This window comes from Rhodococcus sp. Leaf233, assembly GCF_001426165.1.
Lineage (GTDB): Bacteria > Actinomycetota > Actinomycetes > Mycobacteriales > Mycobacteriaceae > Rhodococcoides > Rhodococcoides fascians.
In genome coordinates, this window is record NZ_LMRO01000008.1 from 549,578 (window position 1) to 573,589 (window position 24,012).

19 protein-coding genes are annotated in these 24,012 nt (G+C 64.3%); 7 read left to right on the forward strand and 12 right to left on the reverse strand.

Annotation, left to right across the window (positions count from 1 at the left end; all coding sequences use genetic code 11):
• The first annotated feature begins 73 nt into the window (after positions 1-73).
• Positions 74-1,408 (forward strand): ABC transporter substrate-binding protein, encoded by a 1,335-nt coding sequence (locus ASH04_RS10525; RefSeq protein WP_032374321.1) that lies wholly within the window; start codon positions 74-76, stop codon positions 1,406-1,408.
• A 151-nt stretch (positions 1,409-1,559) separates the two neighbouring features.
• Here the strand turns inward: ASH04_RS10525 and ASH04_RS10530 are convergent, their stop codons facing one another.
• The 4 genes from ASH04_RS10530 to ASH04_RS10545 are packed head-to-tail and all read right to left on the reverse strand — an operon-like array spanning position 1,560 to position 5,787.
• Complete coding sequence (locus tag ASH04_RS10530; RefSeq protein WP_027497265.1) at positions 1,560-2,363, reverse strand: ABC transporter ATP-binding protein; 804 nt, start codon at positions 2,361-2,363, stop codon at positions 1,560-1,562.
• Complete coding sequence (locus tag ASH04_RS10535; RefSeq protein WP_027497264.1) at positions 2,363-3,457, reverse strand: ABC transporter ATP-binding protein; 1,095 nt, start codon at positions 3,455-3,457, stop codon at positions 2,363-2,365. Before ASH04_RS10535 ends, ASH04_RS10530 begins: the two co-directional genes overlap by 1 nt.
• Complete coding sequence (locus tag ASH04_RS10540; protein WP_027497263.1) at positions 3,450-4,439, reverse strand: branched-chain amino acid ABC transporter permease; 990 nt, start codon at positions 4,437-4,439, stop codon at positions 3,450-3,452. The genes ASH04_RS10535 and ASH04_RS10540 overlap by 8 nt, the downstream gene beginning before the upstream one ends.
• 7 nt (positions 4,440-4,446) lie before the next feature.
• Positions 4,447-5,787, reverse strand: a complete 1,341-nt coding sequence (locus tag ASH04_RS10545; protein WP_051365155.1) for a branched-chain amino acid ABC transporter permease — start codon at positions 5,785-5,787, stop codon at positions 4,447-4,449.
• Between the two features lie 259 nt (positions 5,788-6,046).
• Here ASH04_RS10545 and polA point away from each other — a divergent pair, with 259 nt between their 5' ends.
• Entirely contained in the window at positions 6,047-8,788 is a 2,742-nt protein-coding gene (gene polA, locus ASH04_RS10550; RefSeq protein WP_032370336.1) for a DNA polymerase I, read from the forward strand.
• A 78-nt stretch (positions 8,789-8,866) separates the two neighbouring features.
• Here polA and trxA read toward each other — a convergent pair whose 3' ends face one another.
• From trxA to ASH04_RS10565, 3 genes are all read right to left on the reverse strand, one after another.
• Positions 8,867-9,238, reverse strand: a complete 372-nt coding sequence (trxA, locus tag ASH04_RS10555; protein WP_027497260.1) for a thioredoxin — start codon at positions 9,236-9,238, stop codon at positions 8,867-8,869.
• Positions 9,239-9,327: 89 nt separating this feature from the next.
• Positions 9,328-10,326, reverse strand: a complete 999-nt coding sequence (locus tag ASH04_RS10560; RefSeq protein WP_032365530.1) for a helix-turn-helix domain-containing protein — start codon at positions 10,324-10,326, stop codon at positions 9,328-9,330.
• A 210-nt stretch (positions 10,327-10,536) separates the two neighbouring features.
• Positions 10,537-11,043 (reverse strand): 2'-5' RNA ligase family protein, encoded by a 507-nt coding sequence (locus ASH04_RS10565; RefSeq protein ID WP_027497258.1) that lies wholly within the window; start codon positions 11,041-11,043, stop codon positions 10,537-10,539.
• A gap of 9 nt (positions 11,044-11,052) precedes the next feature.
• Here ASH04_RS10565 and ASH04_RS10570 point away from each other — a divergent pair, with 9 nt between their 5' ends.
• Complete coding sequence (locus ASH04_RS10570; RefSeq protein WP_057473492.1) at positions 11,053-12,150, forward strand: isocitrate/isopropylmalate dehydrogenase family protein; 1,098 nt, start codon at positions 11,053-11,055, stop codon at positions 12,148-12,150.
• A gap of 12 nt (positions 12,151-12,162) precedes the next feature.
• On the opposite strand, the gene ASH04_RS10575 is transcribed toward ASH04_RS10570, so the two are convergent.
• Positions 12,163-12,990: a class I SAM-dependent methyltransferase gene (locus tag ASH04_RS10575; protein WP_032382851.1), complete on the reverse strand. Its 828-nt coding sequence runs from the start codon at positions 12,988-12,990 to the stop codon at positions 12,163-12,165.
• A gap of 214 nt (positions 12,991-13,204) precedes the next feature.
• Between ASH04_RS10575 and rpsA the strand changes: the two genes are divergently transcribed.
• Positions 13,205-14,683, forward strand: coding sequence for a 30S ribosomal protein S1 (rpsA, locus tag ASH04_RS10580; protein WP_027497255.1), 1,479 nt, complete (start codon positions 13,205-13,207; stop codon positions 14,681-14,683).
• Between the two features lie 148 nt (positions 14,684-14,831).
• Here the strand turns inward: rpsA and ASH04_RS10585 are convergent, their stop codons facing one another.
• Positions 14,832-15,041 (reverse strand): hypothetical protein, encoded by a 210-nt coding sequence (locus tag ASH04_RS10585; RefSeq protein ID WP_027497254.1) that lies wholly within the window; start codon positions 15,039-15,041, stop codon positions 14,832-14,834.
• A gap of 129 nt (positions 15,042-15,170) precedes the next feature.
• On the opposite strand from ASH04_RS10585, the gene coaE reads away from it, so the two are divergent.
• Positions 15,171-16,388 carry a dephospho-CoA kinase gene (gene coaE, locus ASH04_RS10590; RefSeq protein ID WP_057473493.1) on the forward strand — a complete coding sequence of 406 codons (1,218 nt, stop codon included), beginning with the start codon at positions 15,171-15,173 and terminating at the stop codon, positions 16,386-16,388.
• A gap of 16 nt (positions 16,389-16,404) precedes the next feature.
• Here coaE and ASH04_RS10595 read toward each other — a convergent pair whose 3' ends face one another.
• On the reverse strand, positions 16,405-16,950 hold the full coding sequence (locus ASH04_RS10595; RefSeq protein WP_032365527.1) for a DUF402 domain-containing protein: 546 nt from the start codon (positions 16,948-16,950) through the stop codon (positions 16,405-16,407).
• A 78-nt stretch (positions 16,951-17,028) separates the two neighbouring features.
• On the opposite strand from ASH04_RS10595, the gene uvrB reads away from it, so the two are divergent.
• On the forward strand, positions 17,029-19,191 hold the full coding sequence (gene uvrB, locus ASH04_RS10600) for an excinuclease ABC subunit UvrB (RefSeq protein WP_027497251.1): 2,163 nt from the start codon (positions 17,029-17,031) through the stop codon (positions 19,189-19,191).
• A 64-nt stretch (positions 19,192-19,255) separates the two neighbouring features.
• Positions 19,256-20,122, forward strand: coding sequence for an SCO6745 family protein (locus tag ASH04_RS10605; protein WP_057473437.1), 867 nt, complete (start codon positions 19,256-19,258; stop codon positions 20,120-20,122).
• 6 nt (positions 20,123-20,128) lie between these two features.
• On the opposite strand, the gene ASH04_RS10610 is transcribed toward ASH04_RS10605, so the two are convergent.
• Both ASH04_RS10610 and ASH04_RS10615 read right to left on the reverse strand, forming a co-directional pair.
• Entirely contained in the window at positions 20,129-20,986 is an 858-nt protein-coding gene (locus ASH04_RS10610) for an ABC transporter permease (RefSeq protein WP_057473438.1), read from the reverse strand.
• Entirely contained in the window at positions 20,983-23,853 is a 2,871-nt protein-coding gene (locus tag ASH04_RS10615) for an alpha/beta fold hydrolase (RefSeq protein WP_057473439.1), read from the reverse strand. The genes ASH04_RS10610 and ASH04_RS10615 overlap by 4 nt, the downstream gene beginning before the upstream one ends.
• Positions 23,854-24,012 lie beyond the last annotated feature (159 nt).

Genomic DNA, 24,012 nt, shown 5'->3' on the forward strand with positions numbered 1-24,012 from the left:
GCGTCTGGTTCACACGTGAGCCACATGTAACTCAGGTGAGCTTCAACGACGAGCAATTTCAAGGAGAACCTAGATGGCAATTCGGACCTATGTCCGCACGGCTGCAGTGCTGAGCGTCACCTCGCTCGCACTGTTCGGCTGTTCGTCGAGCGACGACTCGGGCTCGACCGACTCCACCAGCGCCAGCGGCGGCACGTCGGCCGCGGAAACGACCGTCTCCACCGACTGCACTCCTGAGCAGGCCACCGCCGGATCCACTCCCGACACGTCGCCGCTGGTGGTAGGAACCCTCCTTCCCGAGACCGGCACCCTGGCCTTCCTCGGACCACCCGAGGTCGCCGGTGTCCAGCTGGCCGTCAACGATGTCAACGGTGCGGGCGGCGTCCTCGACCAGCCCGTCACGCTCATCCCCGGTGACTCGGGCGACACCACCACCGACACCGCCAACACCACGGTCGACCGTCTGCTCGCCGGCGGCTCGAACGTCATCGTCGGTGCGGCGTCGTCCTCGGTGTCGCTCAAGGTCATCGACAAGATCGCCAGCGCGGGTGTCGTGCAGTTCTCGCCTGCCAACACCTCCGACCAGTTCGTCTGCTACCCGGACAAGGGCCAGTACTTCCGTACCGCGCCCACCGATGTGCTGCAGGCACAGGCACTCTCGCAGCTGATCGCCGAGGACGGCGCGCAGCGCGTGGCCATCCTGGCTCTCAACGACCCCTATGGAACGGGCCTGGCCAAGAACACCGCCGACAACCTCGAAGAGGCCGGCATCGCGGCAGACCAGATCCAGACCACGATCTACGACCCGAACGCACAGTCGTTCAACGCCGAGGTCGACGGCGTGAAGAACTTCAACCCGGATGCCGTCGCCATCATCGGCTTCGAAGAGTCCGCGAAGATCATCACCCGTATGCACGAGATCGGCATCGGACCGTCCGACGGCACGTTGGTCTACGGCGTCGACGGCAACATGGGCAACGCACTCGGTGAGTCGGTCGCTGCAGGCCTGCTCGACAAGATGCGCGGCACCACCCCGCTGACCGACGTCGGCACCGCGTTCCAGGACCGACTCAAGGGCGTGGATCCGGCATTGGTCGACTTCAACTACGCCGGTGAGTCCTACGACGCGGTCGTCATCTCGGCGCTGGCAGCCGAGCAGGCGAAGTCGACGGCAGGCACCGACATCGCTGCCAACATCAACAGCATCACCAAGGACGGCACGAAGTGCACGACCTTCGCCGAGTGCCTCCCACTCGTCAAGGCCGGCACCGATATCGACTACGACGGAGTCACCGGCGCGCTGAACTTCAGTGACGCAGGCGAGCCCGCCACCGGTTCCTACGGCAACCTGGTCTTCGGACCGGACAACAAGCTGACGACGGACGGATACATCGTCGTCGGTGAGTGATCTGTAGCTGCTGCACAGCCTCCGGGCCCGAGTCCTGACATCAGGACTCGGGCCCGGAGTCGTTCGAATACACCACGTTGGGTACCTATGGCGCAGGTACGAGAAAGCCCCGACTCGAACTATGTCGAGTCGGGGCTTCCTGCCGAGAAGGTCAGGCCTTCTTTTCTTTGCTTCCCGCGAGAGTGCCGAGGTAGAGCTCGATCACCTTGGGATCGTTCATCAACGCCGGCCCGGTATCGGTGTAGGCGTTGCGACCTTGATCGAGAACATAGCCGCGGTCGCAGATCTGCAGGCAGCGGCGGGCATTCTGCTCGACCATGATGATCGAGACGCCCGCCGCGTTGATCTTCTTGCAGCGGATGAAGACCTCGTCCTGGAACATCGGCGACAAGCCTGCCGACGGTTCGTCGAGCAGCAGCACCGACGGTTCCATCATCAGGGCCCGCCCCATCGCCACCATCTGGCGCTCACCGCCGGACAGTGCACCTGCCTTGACCTTCTTGCGTTCGCCGAGCAGTGGGAACAACTCGCTGACGAAGTCGAACCGCTCACCGAACTTCTTGGGCCGCAGATAGATTCCCATCTCGAGGTTTTCCTCGATCGTGAGCGATGGGAACACGTTCTGCGTCTGGGGCACGTATCCGACGCCCTTGGTCACCAGAACGTGCGCCTCGGCGGAGGTGATGTTGTCACCGCGCAGCTTCACGCTGCCCTCGCGGACCGCCACGAGGCCGAACAACGTCTTGAGCAGAGTCGACTTACCGGCACCGTTGGGTCCGATGATGCCGACGATCTCACCGTCGTTCAGAAAGAAGTTGCACTCACTGAGGATGTTCACACCGGGGATGTACCCGGCAACCAGACCGTCGGCGCGCAGCAACGCTCCTTCGGCCAGACGCGCATGCTCGCCCGGCGTGGCCGCGAACTCGGCCGGCGTCAGAGTTTGTTCGCTCATCAGTTGTCCTCCTTGGCTCGGTGCGAGCCGCCCGCAGCAGTGTCGGTGGCTGCGGGGCTGACGAACTCCGGTTCCGAAAGATCGCCTCCTGCTTGCAGTTCCTCCACCTCGGCTTGCTTCAATGCCTCGGCCAGTTCGGCGGTGGCTCCGACGGGATTGCCGTCGGCGTCGAATTCGAGTGCTTGATCGTGATGGCTACCGAGATAGGCATCGACGACGGCACCGTTGTTGGAGAGCTCTTCCGGGGTGGACTCGGCGATGATGCTGCCCTGAGCCATTACCACCACCCAGTCGCTGATGTCGCGGATGACATCCATGTCGTGTTCGACGAACACCACTGTCATGCCGTCGTCGCGCAGCGATTTGATGTGGCCCAGAAGCGATTGCGTGAGAGCGGGATTGACTCCGGCCATCGGCTCGTCGAGCATGACGACCGACGGATCGGTCATCAACGCTCGCGCCATCTCCAGGAGTTTGCGCTGGCCACCCGACAACGAGCCGGCCAGATCGTCGGCCTTGGCGTCGAGTTTGAAGCGCCCCAGCAGTTCATAGGCGCGTTCGGTGATCTGACGCTCCTGTGCTTTCCACGTCCACGGCATGAACGTGTTGATCATGCGCTCGCCGCGTTGGCCCGTCGCGCCCAGTCGAACGTTGTCCAGCACAGTCAGTTTCGACAGTGCCTTCGTCAACTGGAAGGTGCGCACGACGCCTTTGCGTGCCACCTGATGTGGGTGCATCCGGCCGAGTTCCTGACCGTCCATCGACCACGTGCCGGTGTCGGGTCGGTCGAATCCGGTGAGCAGGTTGAACAGTGTGGTCTTACCCGCGCCGTTCGGTCCGATCAGACCGGTGATGCATCCGCGCTGGATCTCGAGGTGCGCCACGTCGACGGCCTTGAGGCCGCCGAAGGTACGCGAGACCCCGTCGACCACCAATGTCGCGTCGGGCTTGGCTGCCCCGGGCTCGTTGGCGACGCCGGCGAACAGACTGGCACGCTGATCGCTCGACAGTGCTTTGGCCGCACGTGCTTCGAGTGTGCTGGCTTTCTTGCTCGGTGTCGCATCTGCGGCGGCACCGGTGCTCGGGTCAGGCATTGAGTTGAACCTCTCGCTTGTTGCCGAGAATGCCCTGGGGTCTGAACACCATCAGCACGGCGATCAGAATTCCCAGGAGTACGAATCGGGTTGCACCGACCTGGGCACCGGTGAGGTTGAGCACCGGATCGTCGCCCGAGATCAGTTGCCGCAGAATCGCGTCGGGAATGGACAGCAGGAACCAGAACAGCATTGCGCCGATCACGGGGCCGAACACCGTTGCGGCACCGCCGAGAATGAGAGCGCCGAACGCGAAGAACGTCTGCGCGGTCGAATAGAAGTCGGGGTTGATCGACTGCGTCTGCAGTGCGTTGAACACGCCGCCCATACCGCCGATCACGCCGCCGAGAACGAGTGCCTGCATCTTGTAGACGAACACGTTCTTACCCAGCGACCGGGCAGCGTCCTCGTCTTCACGAACCGCCTTGAGAACGCGACCCCACGGGCTGTGTGTCAGCAGGTAGACGACCCCGCACAGCAGCAGTACCAACGTCCAGCCGACGAGCATGGCCCACAGGTCGTTACCCAGGAACCGAACGCCGATGAAGCTGTACGTCTTTCCACCCTCGAACGGACTGAGGTTGGTGAACGGAGCTGCGAATCCGGTGATGCCGTTGGTGGACTTGGTCACCGAATCGGTTGCCGTGGAGCGGAATACCAGCCGCAGGATTTCCGATGCGGCGATCGTCACGATGGCGAGATAATCCGCTCGCAATCGCAGGGTCGGAATGCCGAGCACCAGAGCCAACAGGCCGGCCGCAGCGAGACCGACCAGAATGCCGAGCCACAGTGGCTGCTCGTAGGTGATCGTGGTGATGCCGACGCCGTAGCCGCCGAGCAGGGCGAAGCCGATCTGGCCGAAGTTGAGCAGGCCGGCGTAGCCGAAGTGCAGGTTCAGGCCGATGGCGAGCAGTGCGTAGAAGATGGCCGACGGGCCGACCAGCTGAGCAAGAGAGATTTGAAGTGCGCCGATGATATCCATGTGCAGGTCACCCGATCCTTTGTCGCGAGCCGAGGATGCCCTGAGGACGGACGACGAGGATGAGAATCAAGACGAGCAACCCTCCGATGTATTTGAGGTCGGGATTGATGACCAACGTCGACCACTGCACGAGCAGACCCACGATGACGCAACCGAGGAATGCGCCGTAGGCCGTGCCGAGTCCGCCGAGCGTGATTCCGGCGAACATGAGCAGTAGGAGTTTGAAGCCCATCTCCCATTGCACGCGGCCGCCGAGTTCGGAGAGCCCGAACAGCACGCCGCCGAGGGCGGCCAGGCCGCCACCGAGGCACCACACGAACGTCACGACGCGCTCGACGTTGATACCCGACGAGGCAGCCAGATCACGGTTGTCGGCCACCGCACGCATGGCTTTACCGATCTTGGTGCGCTGCAACATCAGTGCGACGCCGATGAGGACGACGACGCTGATGACGATGCAGGCGAGGTTTACGTTGGTGATCGACAGTGGGCCCCAGTCGTTCTCGGTCTGAGCCTGGTAGTCGTCGAATGGCTCCGAGCGGTCGGAGAAGAAGATCAGGATGAGGTAGCGCAGCGCAATGGCGAGTCCGATCGTGACCACCAGCTGAGCGATCAGGCCGGTTCGACGTTTACGCAACGGCCGCCAGATCAGGGCGTTGTTGAGCCAGCCGATCGCGACTCCGACGATGATCGCCAGCACGGTGGCCGGGATCAGTTGTATCCCAAGGCTCACATTGAAGAACCACGCCGCGACGGCTCCGAGCGTCACGAGTTCGCCGTGTGCGAAGTTGGTCAAGCCCGTCGTTCCGAAGATCAAGCTCAGACCGACCGCCGCGAGCGCGATGACCAGACCGAAGCGGAAGCCGTCGACCGTGGTGCGCACGAACTTCTCGTAGAACGGGGTGCTGGTCGCGGTCCTGGCCTCACCGAAGGAGAAGATGACGGTGTTCGAGCGACCGGCCTGCACGTCGCGCTCGACCTCGCCCTGCACGCTCACCCCGTCGGGGAGCGTTTCCTGGACCACCTGGAATGTGTATGTGCCAGGCGACAATTCGAGAGTCCAGCGTCCGCCGGTCTCGCTGGTGGTGCGGGCCACTTCGCTGCCCGACGCGTCGAGCGCCGCAACATCGACCCCTTCGAGGCGTTCTCCACCGTTGTTGAGCGATCCCGCGACGCTGACGGCGTCTGCGGGCGGTGCCTGTTCGGCACTGGTTCCCGGTGCCGCCGGGGGAGTGGGGGTAGGTTCCTGCGCCAACGCAGGCGCACTGAACAGCAGCGCCGCAATGGAACTCAGGATGGCGAGTAGGAGTGTTCGCTGGAATACGCGAACTGCAGATCTTGCGCGCAACCTCGGTGGTTGCACCTTTCTGGTCCATCGAACATTTGGAGCCACGCACGTCCTCCGGACGGTTGTCGTTGAGTCACGGGATGGGGATTTACTGCAATTGTCGGACTCTATCCGTTGAAACGACGCAAAATCGGCAACTGAGATTTCCGGAAAGTATCGGTTGTGTTTCGCGCTGCGGAAGATCGGTGCCGCGGCGATTGCGTCGCGGTGCCCGCATCCGGCTACGTGATGTCGGACCCGCTACCTAGACTGGTCAACCGTGAGCCCAGTAACCGACAAAAGTGCAGCACCCGCAGCCCGGACCGATGCGAAGTCAGCCGAAGAGCGTCCGACGCTGCTCCTCATCGACGGTCACTCGATGGCCTTCCGTGCCTTCTTCGCGTTGCCGGCGGACAATTTCAAGACCACGAGCGGTCAGTCCACCAATGCCGTGTACGGGTTCACCTCGATGCTGATCAACCTGTTGCGAGACGAGAAGCCGACGCACATCGCCGCCGCCTTCGACGTGTCACGGCAAACGTTCCGAGCCGAGCGGTTCCCCGAATACAAGGCGAATCGGAGCAAGACGCCGGACGAGTTCGCGGGCCAGGTGGACATCACCAAGGACGTGCTCGGTGCCATGGGCATTCCCGTGATGGCCGAGGCAGGATTCGAAGCCGACGACATCATCGCCACTCTGGTCACACAGGCCGAGGCACTGGGCTATCGCGTCCTCGTGGTCACCGGCGATCGTGACGCACTGCAGCTGGTCACCGACAACGTCACAGTGCTCTATCCCCGCAAGGGTGTCTCGGACCTGACGCGATTCACTCCGGACGAGGTCGCCACCAAATACGGTCTGACGCCGTCGCAGTACCCGGACTTCGCAGCTCTGCGCGGAGATCCGAGCGACAACCTTCCCGGCATTCCCGGCGTCGGGGAGAAGACGGCGACCAAGTGGATCATCGAATACGGGTCGCTCACCGCCCTCGTCGACAACGTCGACAAGGTGAAGGGCAAGGTGGGCGACGCATTGCGGGCCAACCTGTCGAGTGTGGTGCTCAACCGCGAGCTCACCGAGATGGTGCGCGACGTGCCGTTGCCCTTCACGCCCGATCAACTCGAGCTGGCCCCGTGGGATCGCGAGAAGATCCACGCCCTGTTCGACGATCTGGAGTTTCGCATCCTGCGGGATCGACTGTTCGAGACACTCGCCTCGGTCGAGCCCGAGGCAGAAGAAGGGTTCGACGTTCGGGGCGGCATCGTCGCGCCCGGGGAGTTGGCGGCGTGGCTGGACGAGCACGCGTCCGACGGTCGGCGTAGCGGGGTATCCATCCTCGGACCGCGCAGGCCGTACGACAGCGACGCGACCTCGGTGGCCATCGCGGCAGCAGACGGCGAGGGCGCCTTCGTCACCACGACGGCTCTCGACGAATCCGACGAACGCGCACTGGCCGCATGGTTCGCCGATGCGGATCGACCCAAAGCTCTGCACGAGGCGAAGTGGGCACTGCACGCGGTTCGTGGTCGGGGATGGACGCTCGGTGGGTTGACGACCGATACCGCGCTCGCGGCGTATCTCGTCCGGCCCGGTCAGCGGTCGTTCAACCTCGACGACTTGTCGCTGCGCTACCTCAAGCGCGAACTACGCGTCGAAGATGCGGGCGAGGGGCAGATGTCACTTCTCGACGCCGAGGACACCGCTGACGCGGCATTCGCCGAGGGCGAAATTCTCAAGGCGCGGGCGGTCATCGATCTCGCCGACGCCCTCGACGCGGAACTCGCGGCAATCGAGTCGACCACTCTGCTCTCGGAGATGGAACTGCCGCTGCTGACAGTGCTTGCCGATATCGAAGCCACGGGCATCGCAGTGGACGGCGATCACCTGCGCTCGCTGCAATCGGGTTTTGCTGCGCAGGTCGACGAGGCCGCGAATTCCGCGTACGGCGTGATCGACAAGCAGATAAATCTCGGATCGCCCAAACAGCTGCAGGTGGTGCTGTTCGAGGAACTCGACATGCCCAAGACCAAGAAAACCAAGACCGGGTACACCACCGACGCCGACGCACTTCAGGGGCTGTTCGAGAAGACCGAGCATCCGTTCCTCAAATTCCTGCTCGACCACCGTGATGCCACACGAATGAAGGTGACGGTGGACGGCCTGCTCAAGTCCGTCGCCGACGACGGCCGCATTCACACCACGTTCAATCAGACCGTCGCGGCCACCGGACGACTGTCGTCGACCGAACCGAACCTGCAGAACATCCCGGTGCGGAACGAGGCGGGTCGCCACATCCGCGACGGCTTTGTGGTCGGTGCCGGCTACGACACCCTGCTCACCGCCGACTACAGCCAGATCGAGATGCGCATCATGGCGCACGTATCCGGTGACGAGGGGCTGATCGAAGCGTTCAACACCGGTGAGGACCTGCACAGCTTCGTCGGTTCGCGCGCGTTCGGCGTACCGATCGACGAGGTCACCCCGGAACTACGCCGTCGAGTCAAGGCCATGTCGTACGGCCTCGCCTACGGACTCAGCGCGTTCGGCCTCGCCGCGCAGTTGAAGATCTCCACCGACGAAGCCAAGCAGCAGATGGAGGCGTACTTCGCTCGCTTCGGCGGCGTGCGCGACTACCTGCGCAACGCGGTCGAGGAAGCCCGAAAGGTGGGCTACACCTCGACGCTGTACGGCCGTCGTCGTTACCTGCCAGATCTCAACAGCGACAATCGTCAGCGTCGCGAGGTCGCCGAGCGTGCGGCACTCAACGCTCCGATCCAGGGCACTGCCGCAGACATCATCAAGGTAGCGATGATCGACGTGCACAAGTCTCTGGCGGAGTCGACCTTGAAGTCGCGCATGCTGTTGCAGGTGCACGACGAACTGGTACTCGAGGTCGTCGACTCCGAGCGCGAGGAAGTCGAGGCGTTGGTGCGTGACAAGATGTCGTCGGCCATCGAATTGTCGGTGCCCCTCGAGGTGTCGGTCGGTACCGGCCGCAGTTGGGATGCCGCAGCTCACTGAGTCGAGGCTGGCTCATGCATGACGAAGGGCCGCTCACCGGATTCGGTGAGCGGCCCTTCGTTTTGTGCTGTGAGGGAACTACTCCGCTGCGGGTGCCTGCTCGGCGATCTGCTGACGGACGACGTCCATGTCGAGTGCCTTGATCTGGCCGACGAGGTCTTCGAGCGCCGGAGCGGGCAATGCGCCGGGCTGGGCGTAGACCAGGATGCCCTCGCGGAAGGCCATGATCGTCGGGATCGACTGGATCTGCGCGGCAGCGGCCAAGCCCTGTTCGGCTTCGGTGTCGACCTTGGCGTGCACGATGTCCGGGTGCGCGTCGGAAGACTTCTCGAACGTCGGCGCGAACTGGCGGCACGGACCGCACCAAGAGGCCCAGAAGTCGACCAATACCACGTCGTTGCTGGTGACGATCTCGTCGAAATTCTGCTGAGTCAAAGTCTGAGTGGCCACGCGTACCCTTTCGATTGATTGCGCTTCTTGTTCGTCTCAACGCAGAGGTTCTCCGGAATCTTCCCGGACCCACTCCTCTCCGTGGTCCGTCACACGGGTTGCGGCGCGGCCCGGAATGTTCGGCGGTACGAGTTGGGCGTCGTGCAGCGAAGTCTGACGAAATGCTGGCGCAGGGCTGCGGCATTGCCGAAACCGACGACTTCGGCTATCGAATCCATGGGCAGGTCAGAGTTTTCGAGGAGCTGCTGCGCAGCCAGTACGCGTTGGTCGTTGAGCCACCGCGCGGGCGTCGTGCCGGTCTCGGCGGCGAACTTCCGGGCGAATGTGCGAGCCGACATGTTCACCCGCGCCGCCAGTCGGCCGATCGTGAGTTCCGAATCGAGGTTCTCGGTCATCCAATCGAGCAACGGTGCCAACGTTTCGGTTCGAATCGCCGGTAGTGGACTGGTGACGAACTGCGCCTGGCCGCCGTCACGGTGTGGCGGAACGACCATTCTGCGCGCGATTCCGTTGGCCACGACACTGCCTTGGTATTTGCGGACGATGTGCAGGCACAGGTCGATACCGGCCGCCGTGCCCGCACTGGTCAGTACATTCCCGTCGTCCACGTAGAGAACGTTCGGATCGACCTGGGCCAACGGGTATTTCGCGGCCAGGGAGGCCGAGTGTCGCCAATGGGTCGTACACCGCCTGCCGTCGAGCAGGCCCGCCGCGCCGAGTACGAACGCGCCGTTGCACAGGCTGGCGACCAGCGCGCCTCGGTCCACCGCCGCACGGAGTTTGTCGAGTAGTGGCTCGATCGAGGGGCTGTACTTACTGCCGCACACGTAGCTTCCGTCGTCGGCCGATTCGGTGCCGCCGGCCGGAACGATGATCAGATCGGCGCTGTCGAGCCGGTCGAGATCGTGGGGCACATCGATCGTGTAACCCACCCGGGTGCGAATCGTGTCGGGGACCCCGGCGATCAACGAGAAGTCGTAGGTGGGCAGTCCCTCGTCGGAGCGGTCGAATCCGAACACCTCGCAGGCCACGCCGAGCTCGAACTGCTCGGTCAACGGCAGCAATACTGCGACCACCTTCTTTAGCATGACAGCAGTATGGCAGAAAATCGACGATACATGTCGTTACTGCCACTCGTGTTGGGTCGGCGCAGGTAGGACGCTGGTGGCATGACAATTGTACTGGTGGTTGTGTTGATGTTTCTCGCCCTCGATGCGTGGGTCGCTGTCGGCCGCACGCCGGATACACACGCGGAGGTGACCCAGTTCGGAGACTTCCGGTTCTGACAGGCCCGGCGGTCAGCCGATGCGCCATTCGCACTTGTTGTCGCCGTCCCACCGACGCAAGGCAACGGCAGAGCCGATCAGGTCGTCCAGGTGCGGGCACAGCAGGCGCGTCGCGGCACCGGCTTCGTCGGGTGTCAACCGCCGGGCCAGCGTCACGTGCGGCGTCCAATGCCCGATGGCGACGTTGTCGAACGAGCCCGGGCCTACGGCGGCATGCATCCGAGCATGCAGGTCGAGCAGTTCGACGCTCGGCACGACCAGACGGGCCAGGGTGGCGGTCCGGCCACCGAATACGACGAGGCCGCCGAGACGAACATCGAACGGGTCGAAACGCACGGCCGTACCGGAATCGACGGACGCGGGCATGGACGACGCCACCGAGACGGTGATGTGTGGGCGATTCGACTCGCCCCGATGACGGTTCTGGCTCGGCAGGCCGGCATCGGAGAGTGCCGCCCACTCGCGGCGAACCGCAGTATCGAGCCCCGAGTCGAGGAGGAGTTCGGCGGACTGCACCATGTAGTCATGATGGCGCAGACGGACGGACGAGATGCACCGACTTTACGAATTGGGGCCATGACCGGCGACGGTATCGGTCACGAGATCGTCCCTGCGACGATCCGGGTGGTGGACGCAGCTCTGGCCGCTGTGCACGGTCCCGTCGTCGACTGGCAGCACTTGCCGCTGGGGTTAAGTGCTCTCGACGAGCACGGAACGCCGATGCCCGAGCACACGTTGAACGAGCTCGGCAGGCTCGAGGCGTGGATTCTCGGGCCTCACGACAGCGCGTCGTACCCCGAGCCGTTCCGATCTCAGCTGACTCCGGGCGGACGAATTCGCAAGCATTTCGATCTGTTCGCCAACATCCGTCCGGCCAAGGCACTCCCTGGAGTGCGCGCGATGTCGCCGCAGATGGACCTGGTGGTGGTGCGGGAGAACACCGAGGGCTTCTACGCCGACCGCAACATGTTCGTCGGCGGTGGCGAGTTCATGCCCACGCCCGATGTAGCGCTCGCGGTGGGAGTGTTCACCCGTTCGGCGTGCGAACGCATCGCTCGTGCGGCCTTCTCGCTCGCAGACCGGCGGCGGAGGAAAGTGACGATCGTGCACAAGACCAACGTGCTGTCGTTGACGACGGGGTTGTTTCGCGATGCCTGCCGGTCCGTCGGCGAGGAGTTTCCGCAGGTAGACGTCACCGAAGAGCACGTGGACGCCCTCGCGGCGCATCTGGTTCGACGCGGTGAGGACTACGACGTCATCGTGGCCGAGAACATGTTCGGGGACATCCTCTCCGACCTGACCGGAGAGCTGTCCGGGTCACTCGGTACGGCACCGTCGATCAACTCTTCGCGTACCCAAGCCATGGCACAGGCCTCCCATGGATCCGCCCCGGATATCGCAGGCAAGAATCGCGCCAACCCGACGGCGCTGTTCCTGTCGACCGCGATGCTGCTCGAGTGGCTCGCCGATCGGCACGGGGACGAACGGCTCGCCGCCGCGGCCGGCCGGATTCGGCACGCCGTGGACGACACCGTCGAATCCGGGGTCGCGACAGCAGACCTCGGCGGGCAGGCGTCGACCAGCGCCTTCACCGAGACCGTCGAAGCCAGGGTGCACCGGCGCTGATCGACTACGGACTCACCGCGGTTTTCGACTACTGAAGATCGCGGTGCCGGGAAACAGCTGGCCGCGCAGTGGGCTCCACTGACCCCACTCGCGGTCGAGCCACTCCGGCCAATCCGGCTCGACGATGTCGCGAACCTCGAGACCTGCGGCGACCAGTTCACGCACGCGATCACCGATCGTGCGGTGATGCTCGACGTAGTTGGGGGTCCCGTCGGCGTCGTATTCGACGTACGGGGTTCGATCGAAGTACGGAATCGTCGCGGTCAGACCGCCCACCCCGGGATCGTCGGGGAACACCCAGCGCATCGGATGGTTGACCGCGAACACCCAGATGCCGCCCGGCCGCAGTACCCGCGCCACTTCCTTCATCACATTGGCGGAGTCCGCGACGAACGGAACCGCACCGAAGGCCGAGCACACGATGTCGAACCGTTCGTCGGCGAACGGTAGGGACTCGGCGCTGGCCTGCACCAGCGGAACCGTCGACCCGCCCGCGGTCATCGCGTCGACGCCGCGCTGCAACATGCCCATCGAGATGTCGAGGCCGATGGCGCGCGCCCCCTGAGTCCCGAGCCAGCGGGCGCAGGGTGCGCTGCCGCAGCCCACCTCGAGAATGTCCTTGCCCGCGACGTCACCCAGCAGATGCACGTCGCCCTCGTGCAGTCCCTCCGGGCACCAGACGAACTCTCCGGATTCGGTCGACGCGCCCAGAAACGCGCCGTGCGTACGGTGATAATTGTCGGCATCCGAATCCCACCAGGTTCGACTCGCGCGGTCGCTCGCGACCGAATCGATTCGGCCGCGGCCGGGGGTGGACGACGGTGCGGAAGGATCGGTCACACGCCGACTCTAACCGGGTTTGTGCTGGTACTGCGGCATCGCGTACCCTGATCAACGCGAGTGTGTTCATGCTGCGCCCAGGTCGGGTTCGCCCGGCGTCGACGCGTGCGGAGCCGGCAACGGATCCGCGGAAGATGCTCGTGCTGCACACGTTTCACAAGTCCGACCGAACATCCATCAACCGATACCCAACCCGTCCGGAGCAACTCAACACATGCCCTCAACCACAACCTCACCGCAGGTAGCCGTCAACGATATCGGCTCCGCAGAGGATTTTCTCGCCGCCATCGACGCCACGATCAAGTACTTCAACGATGGTGACATCGTCGAGGGCACCATCGTCAAGGTCGATCGTGACGAGGTTCTACTCGACATCGGTTACAAGACCGAAGGCGTCATCCCTTCCCGCGAGCTCTCCATCAAGCACGATGTCGACCCCAACGAGGTCGTCTCCGTGGGAGATGAGATCGAAGCACTCGTCCTCACCAAGGAGGACAAGGAAGGCCGTCTGATCCTGTCCAAGAAGCGAGCTCAGTACGAGCGCGCTTGGGGCACGATCGAGGAGCTCAAGGAGAAGGACGAGGCCGTCAAGGGCACCGTCATCGAGGTCGTCAAGGGTGGACTCATCCTCGACATCGGTCTCCGTGGCTTCCTCCCCGCCTCGCTCGTCGAGATGCGTCGCGTCCGCGACCTCCAGCCGTACGTCGGCAAGGAGATCGAGGCCAAGATCATCGAGCTCGACAAGAACCGCAACAACGTGGTCCTGTCGCGTCGCGCATGGCTCGAGCAGACCCAGTCCGAGGTCCGCAGCGAGTTCCTGCACCAGCTGCAGAAGGGCCAGGTCCGCAAGGGCGTCGTGTCCTCCATCGTCAACTTCGGTGCCTTCGTGGACCTGGGTGGCGTCGACGGCCTGGTGCACGTCTCCGAGCTGTCCTGGAAGCACATCGATCACCCGTCCGAGGTTGTCGAGGTCGGCACCGAGGTCACCGTCGAGGTTCTCGACGTCGACCTGGACCGCGAGCGTGTGTCGCTGTCGCTCAAGGCAACGCAGGAAGATCCGTGGCGCCAGTTCGCTCGCACCCACGCGATCGGCCAGATCGTGCCCGGCAAGGTCACCAAGCTCGTTCCGTTCGGTGCGTTCGTTCGCGTCGAAGAGGGCATCGAGGGCCTCGTGCACATCTCCGAGCTGGCCGAGCGCCACGTGGAGGTTCCGGACCAGGTCGTGGGTGTCGGCGACGACGCACTCGTCAAGGTCATCGACATCGATCTCGAGCGTCGCCGGATTTCGTTGAGCCTCAAGCAGGCCAACGAGGACTACGCAGAAGAGTTCGATCCGTCCAAGTACGGCATGGCCGACTCGTACGACGAGGGTGGCAACTACATCTTCCCCGAGGGCTTCGACTCCGAGACCAACGAATGGCTCGAAGGTTACGAGAAGCAGCGTGAAGAGTGGGAAGGTCGCTACGCCGAGGCCGAGCGTCGCCACAAGATGCACACCGCTCAGATGGAGAAGACGGCCAAGGACGAAGCTGCCGAAGCCGCCAACACCAACTACTCCTCCGAGTCGGGTCAGGCTCCCGCCGATGCAGAAGGCGATGCTCCCGCAGCGTCGGCTCCCGCCTCGACCGGTGGATCGCTGGCCAGCGATGCGCAGCTCGCTGCACTTCGCGAGAAGCTGTCGGGCAACGCCTGATAGAAGTAGTCCACCCGTGAGGGTGTGACCTCGGCCCCGGTTCTCCCTGTGAGAACCGGGGCTTTCTCGTTCGAATACGCAGGTGCAACGGGAACGACAATGGACCCGGTTCTGGTGAACCGGGTCCAAGGTTGAGGGGGAGTGCGAACTACGCGGCGGTGGCTGGACTCCACTGGCCGACGCTCGCCGTGCGCTTACGCATCGTGGCGAAGCTGTGGCGGGCAGGGGTCAGGAGGTTGGTGAACCAGTTACGCCGGTGGTCGGCCAGCGCCGAGGCAACTTCTGGAATGAGAATGCAATGAACGCCTGCATCCATGCCGAGGCGGTGCCGACCCGGTTGGATCTGATTGCTTTGCATGGGTGTCCTTTTCGCTGGCGGTGGGTCGGCACATCGAGGTCGCGCTCGTCGAAGATAACCGACAGGCTTGCAAAACCGGTGCATTTGGGGCTGGTGGGCTTCGGCGTGTTCGAGTGTCAGACTGGACGCATGCTGAGACTGGGACTGACCGGCGGAATTGGTGCCGGCAAATCGACCGTGGCGAAAGTGCTGACCGAACTCGGGGGAGTGCTCGTCGACTCGGACGTACTTGCCCGCGAAGTGGTGGAGCCGGGAACGCCTGGGCTGCAACAACTGACGGACACCTTCGGTACCGAGATACTGGCACCCGACGGGTCACTCGATCGGCCGGCCTTGGCCGCCAAGGCTTTCGGCGACGAGGAGTCGCGAAAGAAGCTCAACGCCATCGTGCATCCATTGGTCGGACAGCGCACTACCGAGATCATCGAGGGTGCGGCAGCGGATGCCGTGGTGGTGCAAGATATTCCACTTCTCGTCGAAGGCTCGATGGCTCCGTTCTTCCATCTGGTCGTCGTCGTCTGGGTCGACGCCGAGGAACGAGTACGTCGGCTGACCGGCCAACGAAACATGCCCGAGGCCGATGCCCGCGCGCGCATCGCCGCGCAGGCGACCGACGATGCGCGCCGAGCGGCGGCAGATGTGTGGATAGACAACACGGGTGCGCCCGGCAGCGTCGACGATCAGGTACGAAACTTGTGGAACGAGCGCGTGATTCCCTTCGAGCGCAACCTCAGAGAGGGCATTGTCGCCCGGACGCATCCGGAAGTCGTGACTGCAGACCCGGCCTGGGAATCCCAGGCGCGGCGAATGATCGCGCGCCTTGCTCTCGCGTGTGGGGACAAGGCTGTTCGGATCGACCACGTCGGATCGACGGCGGTACCCGGACTCGACGCCAAGGACGTGCTCGACATCCAGATCACGGTGCGCTCGCTGGCCGACGCAGATTCCGTCGGCGAACAGTTGCGCGTCGCCGGGTTCCCCGGCGTCGAGTCCAGTGACTTCGACGATCCGAAGCCCGCTTACGGAGTGGGTGGTGAGGCCGATCCGGCCGTGTGGGGCAAGCGTTTTCACGGCAACGCAGACCCCGGGCGACCGGCCAACGTCCATGTTCGAGTCGACGGTTGGCCGAACCAGACGTTCGCGTTGTTGTTCCGCGACTGGCTCCGGGCGGACGCGGCTGTCGCGACGGAATACGCCGCTATCAAGCGGCGTGCGTCAGAAGCCGCCGCCGGAATCGCCGAATATCAACCGGCGATCGATGCCTACGTAGACGCGAAGGCACCGTGGTTCGACGTGGCTTATCGGCGGGCGTGGCAGTGGGCGGAGGAGACGAACTGGACTGCCTGAGGCAGAGCTGCGCGGTTCAGGCCGGTTTGCCGTTCCATTCCGTCGGCATGCCGACGGACGCGAGCCAGGCGTTCAGGTCGTAATCGTGCCGCGTCAGTCCTTCGATGGCCGCGATCGATCGGGACAGCGCCCGCTCGGCCGTCGGGGTGTCCAGATGCTGCGCCACGCGCGCGTCGAACAGCTCGTCGACGTCCAGCAGGTCGTAGTCGCGGCCGGTGCGAACACTGAGGTCGAGATAGTGATCGACCGAGGTCCATCGGCTGGCCCCGGCCGTGTACTCGCCGATGTCGACGTAGTAGTCCTGGTCTCTCGCGTGCGCGGGCAGGTAGTGGAACACCGAGGCCCGGAGCCCGAGAGCAGGCAGTAGCCAGGACTCCAGGTAGTCGAAGTGGGCATGGTCGGAAGGCCGGGCCATGTACAGCCCCCACGGCTCGACGCGGTATTCGTCGACCACGCGAACGAACCCCTTGGGGTCGACGTTGGTCTTCGCGACCAGGTCGAACGTTTCGTGTTTCGGGGCATGAACGACGGTGTGCGCACCGGCTGACGTGTGAGCGACCATGCCTGTAGAAGCTACCGGGAACAGACCCCCGAGGTCTCTCCGACGGAACTTGTCGGTGGTCGCGTCTACGCTTGTGTAATGGCGTTTGCATCCGAACATCCCGTTGTCGCGCACTCCGAACACCGTCCGGTGGGAGCGATCGAGCGCACCGGTCCGGCGTTCGAGGTCGTCAGCGAACACGTTCCGGCCGGTGATCAGCCGACCGCCATCGCCGAACTCGAACGGCGGATCAAGGCGGACGAGAAGGACGTCGTGCTTCTCGGTGCCACCGGTACCGGTAAGTCGGCCACCACCGCCTGGCTGATCGAGAAACTGCAGCGCCCCACCCTGGTGATGGCACCGAACAAGACTCTTGCAGCGCAGTTGGCGAACGAGCTGCGAGACATGTTGCCCAACAATGCTGTCGAGTACTTCGTGTCGTACTACGACTACTACCAGCCCGAGGCGTACATCGCGCAGACCGATACTTACATCGAAAAGGACTCGTCCATCAACGACGACGTCGAGCGTCTGCGGCACTCGGCGACGGCATCCCTGCTCTCTCGCCGAGACGTGGTCGTGGTGGCGTCGGTGTCGTGCATCTACGGTCTCGGTACCCCGCAGTCGTACGTCGATCGGTCGATCGAGCTCGAGGTCAACGTCGAGGTCCAGCGCGATGCGCTGCTCCGGCTTCTGGTCGACGTGCAGTACACGCGCAACGACATGGCGTTCACCCGCGGATCGTTCCGAGTCCGCGGCGATACCGTGGAGATCATTCCGTCGTACGAGGAGCTCGCTATTCGCATCGAGTTCTTCGGTGACGAGATCGAGGCGCTGTACTACCTGCATCCGCTGACGGGCGACATCGTTCGCCAAGTCGATTCGGTACGCATCTTCCCGGCCACCCATTACGTCGCCGGACCGGAGCGCATGGAACGGGCGGTCAAGGACATCGAGGCCGAGCTCGAGGCGCGCCTGGCGGAACTCGAAGGCAAGGGAAAGCTGCTCGAGGCGCAGCGGCTTCGGATGCGCACGCAATACGACCTGGAAATGATCAAGCAGGTCGGCTTCTGCTCCGGCATCGAGAACTACTCGCGGCACATAGACGGTCGCGGGGCCGGCACCGCACCCGCGACATTGATCGACTACTTCCCCGAGGACTTCCTACTCGTCATCGACGAATCCCACGTCACCGTCCCGCAGATCGGCGCGATGTACGAGGGCGACATGTCGCGCAAGCGGAACCTGGTCGATTTCGGGTTCCGGTTGCCGTCTGCGACGGACAACCGGCCGCTGACGTGGGAAGAGTTCACACAGAGGATCGGCCAGACCGTCTACCTGTCCGCTACTCCCGGCAAGTACGAACTGGGGCAGACCGGCGGCGAATTCGTCGAGCAGGTCATTCGTCCTACCGGCCTCGTCGATCCGAAGGTCGTCATCAAACCGACCAAGGGGCAGATCGACGACCTCGTGCACCAAATTCGCGAGCGTGCCGAGAAGGACGAACGAGTTCTCGTCACCACATTGACCAAGAAGATGTCGGAGGACCTGACCGACTATCTGCTCGAGCTGGGCATCCGCGTCCGGTACCTGCACTCCGACATCGATACGTTGCGCCGAGTCGAGCTGCTGCGGCAGCTTCGGCTGGGTGAGTACGACGTCCTGGTCGGCATCAACCTCCTCCGGGAGGGGCTCGACCTTCCCGAGGTGTCATTGGTCGCCATTCTCGACGCGGACAAGGAGGGATTCCTCCGCAGCGGCACCAGCCTCATTCAGACGATCGGCCGCGCCGCTCGAAACGTCTCCGGTGAAGTGCACATGTACGCCGACAAGATGACCGACTCCATGACGTACGCGATCGAAGAGACCGAACGTCGGCGCGAGAAGCAGATCGCCTACAACAAGGAGCGGGGAGTCGATCCGCAACCGCTGCGCAAGAAGATCGCCGACATTCTCGATCAGGTGTATCAGGAAGCAGAGGACACCGACACGGCCGTCGAAGTGGGTGGCTCGGGTCGGAACGCCAGCCGTGGTCGGCGAGCGCAGGGCGAAGCAGGCAGGTCGGTCAGCTCCGGCGTGTACGAGGGGCAGGATGTCTCGTCGATGCCGCGCGCCGAGTTGGCGGACCTGATCAAGAACATGACCGATCAGATGATGAACGCTGCCCGCGAGTTGAAGTTCGAGCTGGCCGGTCGACTGCGCGACGAGATCCAGGACCTGAAGAAGGAGCTCCGGGGCATGGACGCGGCCGGCCTCAAGTAGGTCGGGCGGGTGGTGCGAGTCGAGCCTGCGGAACGATCCGAAATGGTTCGGTTACGGTTCAGTGATGGACGCAACCACCGCCGGCCGCACCTCTCGTGCACTCGAACTGATCCACTCGATGACCTACTTCCTGCCGGAGACGCAGGACGCTCTCGTTGCTGCTGGGTTACCGCCACGGGCCTGCTATTTTGCCGGTCGTGCAGCACCTCTCGGGCCGGTCGGTGCAGGTGTCGTGACAGCCACGTTCTACAACTTCAACCGCGATCTGATCAGCCCGCTGGTTCCGGCAGCCTGGGCCATCGCCTCTCCCGACGAGATCATGGCAATCCGTTACGCCACACTCGACACCGCATTCGAGCGTCTGTTGGGCTCCGAGACGTTGGCGTCCCCGGATATGGCCGAAGCTGCCGACCTCGCATCGATCGCTGCGCGTGGAATCCCAGGAGACGACGGTCGGCCGCTGTACGCCGCCTACGCCGAACTCGACTGGCCGCAAGCGCCGCACCTCGTGTTGTGGCACGCTCTCACCCTGATCCGCGAATACCGCGGCGACGGCCACATTGCCGCGCTGCAGACGGCGGGGTTGAACGGCCTGGACGCGCTGATCACCCACACCGCCACCGGGTACGGCTTCGAGAAGGAATTCGCGCGCAAGCGTCGTGGATGGTCGACCGAGCAGTGGAACGAAGCCGTGGCGTCCTTGGCCGATCGTGAATTGGTGACGGCCGACGGCGCTTTGACTCAGGACGGCAAAGATCTCCGCACGTTGGTCGAGGACATCACCAACGACCTCGCCGTCGCGCCGTGGGCCGCCCTCGGCGAGGACGGTGCAGCTCGGCTGGTTTCGCTCGCGACGCCGTGGCGTGAGTCGATCGTCGGCCAGGGCACCATTCCCGAGGGCGTCTTCGGGCCAGCGATCAAAAAGAAGTAGGCCGCCTCAGCTGGTGATGTCCTTGGTGGCGAATCGTCTCCACGCGATCAGCCCGAAGACCGCCGCGTAGGTGATGGCCGAGAACGATCCGACCACCATGTCGTTCCAGTCGATGTTCGTGCCGAAGGCGTCGATCCACGAGTTCGCGTAGTGCCCGGGCAGATAGTTGCGCAGCGACCCCAATGCCGTGATCTGATCGAGGATCTGCATCAGAATCGACGTCATCACCGCGCCGCCGACGGCCCCGAGAGGGGCGTCGGTGAGCACCGACAGCAACATCGCCAGACCTGCCACCCACAGCAGATTGACGCCGATGTAGGCGACCGCAATCAGTAGTCGCACCAGGGAAGTGCCGTACGACAGTCCCTCACCCAGCGGCGTGACCAATGATTCGGCGCCGTACATCACCGTCCCGATCAGCAGGGACACTCCGACCAGCACCAGAATGGCGGCGCTGGACAACGTGGCCGAAACGAGTGCCTTCTGGGTCAACAGTCGGCTTCGAGGAACCGGGATGGCGAGCAGGTAGCGCAGGCTCGACCACGATGCCTCGGTCGCAACGGAGTCGCCGAAGAACAGCGCCACCACGACGATGAGCAGAAATCCGACGGACATGAACAGTGCGAAGACGGTGAAGTTCATGCCGCCTCGCGTGCCGAGCTCGATGAGCCCGCCGGCGTCGGAGTCGGCGCTGGAGCTGCCCACGGTGAAGGCGACGACAAGGATCACCGGTAGCAGGGCAAGGAAACCGATGGCGAGCTGAGTGCGTCGCCGGCCCAGCTGTCGACGCAGTTCGGTACGAAACGGCAGGGTGCGGCCGCCGCTGTAGCCCGCTGCGCGGCCGTCTGCGTGCGTTGTACTCATGAGCGATCCTCGCTGGAGTCGGTCTCGTGAACGACTGTGCCTGGGGTATCTCGATGAACGAGGTCGAGGAACACGTCCTCGAGTCGGGTGGACTGGGAGAAGCCGCGGACCGACACCCCCGCCGTGACGAGTTCTCTGATGACAACGGCGGAATCGGCGTCGGTCAGGTCGACGGTCACCGTGCCGTCGTCGACGATCACCGCGCCGTCATGGCCGGCGGCGTCGAGTACCGACTGGGCGCGGCCGGCGTCGTCGACCCTGATCTCGGTCTGCCCTCCGGCCGCTGTCAGCTCGCGGACGGTGCCCGAGCTGATCACGGAGCCACGGTTCATGACCACGACGTGCGTGCACGTCTGTTCCACTTCGGCGAGGAGGTGGCTCGAGACCAACACGGTGCGTCCCGTCTTCGCGTAGTTGATCAGCACGTCACGCATGGTTCGGATCTGTGGCGGGTCGAGGCCGTTGGTCGGTTCGTCCAACACCATGAGATCGGGTAGACCCAGCATGGCCTGTGCAATGGCGAGGCGCTGACGCATGCCTTGGCTGTAGGACTTGACCTTGCGTTCGATCGCTGCGCCGAGGTCTGCGATCTCGAGTGCCTCGTCGAGGTGAGCGTCTTCGATCGGTCGCCCTGTCGCCTCCCAGTACAGCCGCAGGTTCTGGGTGCCGGTCAGATGCGGAAGGAAGCCGGAACCCTCGACGAAGGAGCCGAGCCGCGACAACACCGGGGCACCGGGTGTGACCTTGTGACCGAAGACCCGGATGTCGCCGCCGGTGGGGGTGATCAGGCCCATCAGCATGCGCAACGTGGTGGTCTTTCCGGCACCGTTCGGTCCGAGCAGTCCGAGTACCTGCCCCTGTTTCACCTCGAAGCTGACGCCGTCCACGGCACGGAATCCGTTCGAGTACGTCTTGGCCAGGTCGGTGATCACCAGGGGAGTGTCGACCAGAGCCTCGTCGACTTCGGCCACCGTGCGGCGTCTGGTTCGCACGATCGTCGCCACGACGATACATCCGACGACCAGGACGACCACGCCGATTCCGATCAGTGGAGCGACGGGTACCGTGCTGTTCGCGCTCGCCACCGCGGGAACCGTCGGCAACGCGACGGACGTGTTCGCCATGGTCACGCTGAACTGTGCGGGCTCCAGCGGGACGGCGTAGGCCTGATCGGTGGTGGAGACGCTCAGTTCGAGACGATGACCTTGCTGGACGGTATAGCTGATTCCCGGGAGGGCGACGGTGACGTCGACGGGATCGATGCTCCCGGTGTCGGGCAGTCGGATGGCCGACACTGCGCCGCCGGGAAGGGTCCGTGTGCCGTTCGGGGCGACGTCGTACAGTTTCGCGAACAGCACAGCCTGGCCGGGCCCGGCGAGGGACGCCACCCGGAGATCGACTCTCGGCGCGCCGGTGATGGTCAGTGACGAGTCGACGGGCTCGCTGGTGAAGATCGCGGACTGGCCCGGAAGGTCCGCAGTCAGCGCTGCACCGGCTCCGGTCGATCCGAGTGTCGACAACACCGAACCCAGACCGGGGACCGTCGAGATCGCGGACGGTGACGCGCCGGGCGGACGAATGATCGTCCCGTCGTCCGAGGCGGGGGTGAAGGTCACCGTATTCGTCTGTGTGGGTGCGGAGTTCGGGGTCAGGCCTGGGTAGTCGGGAGCCGTCATCCGACGATTGCGTTCGCCTCCTCGCTCATCGGCTGCGCGCTGCGTCGAATACACGAACGGCGCGCTCTCGGAGGTCGCGGGATCGGGGGTGCCGCGCAGAGTCCGGTCGAAGAAGTCCGCGACGGCTCGATCCGACGCTCCGTTCGTTCCACCGGCATCGTGCCCACCGTCGAACCACCGAACGGTCACGTCACCGCCTGCGGCTGCGATCTGCCGAGCCGTCGCGTCGGCCTGGTCGAGACCGAACAGAGTGTCCTGGGTGCCCTGTAGGAGAAGCGTCGGAGCCGTGATGTTCGACGCCACCGCAACGGGCGAGTGGGCAGTCAGCAGATCGAGCAGCGGCTGGCTGGGGATGCCGGTCACTGCGGATTGTGCGTATGCGTCGCAGAATTCCTGGGCGAATCTGCCGCATGCGGATGCGCCACCGCCATCGTTACCACCACTGTTACCGTCCCCGGCACTACCGGGCGCAGCGCTGGAGGCACCCGCTCCGAAGAAGACGCCGGCCCATCCACGTTTGAGGACGCCGGGTCCGCCGTATTCGGCACCGGCCGGGGAGTCGATGCTTCCGAGCGCTTCTCGACCTGCGGACGAGGTGACGCCGAAGTTGGGGAACAGGGCCTGGCCCAGGTCGTTCCAGGTGATGGCAGCGGCCACCGAGTCCACGCGGGGGTCTGTTCCGCCTGCGCTGAGGGCCAGTGCCCCGCCGTACGACCCGCCTGCCACGCCGACGTGGGGATCACCAGGAGCGTCGAGCTGTACTTCGGGCTGTTCGGCCAGCCAGTCGATCAGGCCGCGGGCATCGGCGACCTCGCGATCGGGGTCGTTGATGGAGATGGAACCCGTGCTGTCACCGAAGCCGCGCGCGGTGTAGGCGAGAACCACGTATCCGCGCGCGGCGAGATCACGAGCTTCGCCGTCGACCGAGTCCTTGCTGCCGCCGAAGCCGTGCGCGAGCAACACAGCCGGAGCGGGGGTGGACTCGGGAATGTAGAGCCGGGTGTCGAGGTCGACGGTCTCCGTCGAACCGGGGCTGTCCGGTAGCGTGATGCGCGCGTCACGCGTAGCAGTGTCGGCTTCGCGTCCCTGGGGGAGGAGTGCGAATGCGAGGGCGGCCACGATCACGATCGAGATCGCGACGGCACCGAGAGCGAGGGCCCGTCTCGACAACGGCGGGCGGGGGATCGGCATGCAAACCAATGTATGTGAGTGGCGCGGATCGTGTTGTTCCCCAAGTTCACGTGCCGATCGTCGACTTCCGGCTACTGTCAGCGCATCAGTCCCCGGACCACGTCTTTCGGTCCTGTGACTTGCACCAATCCAGTTCGACCAGAAGTGTCACATCTGTGT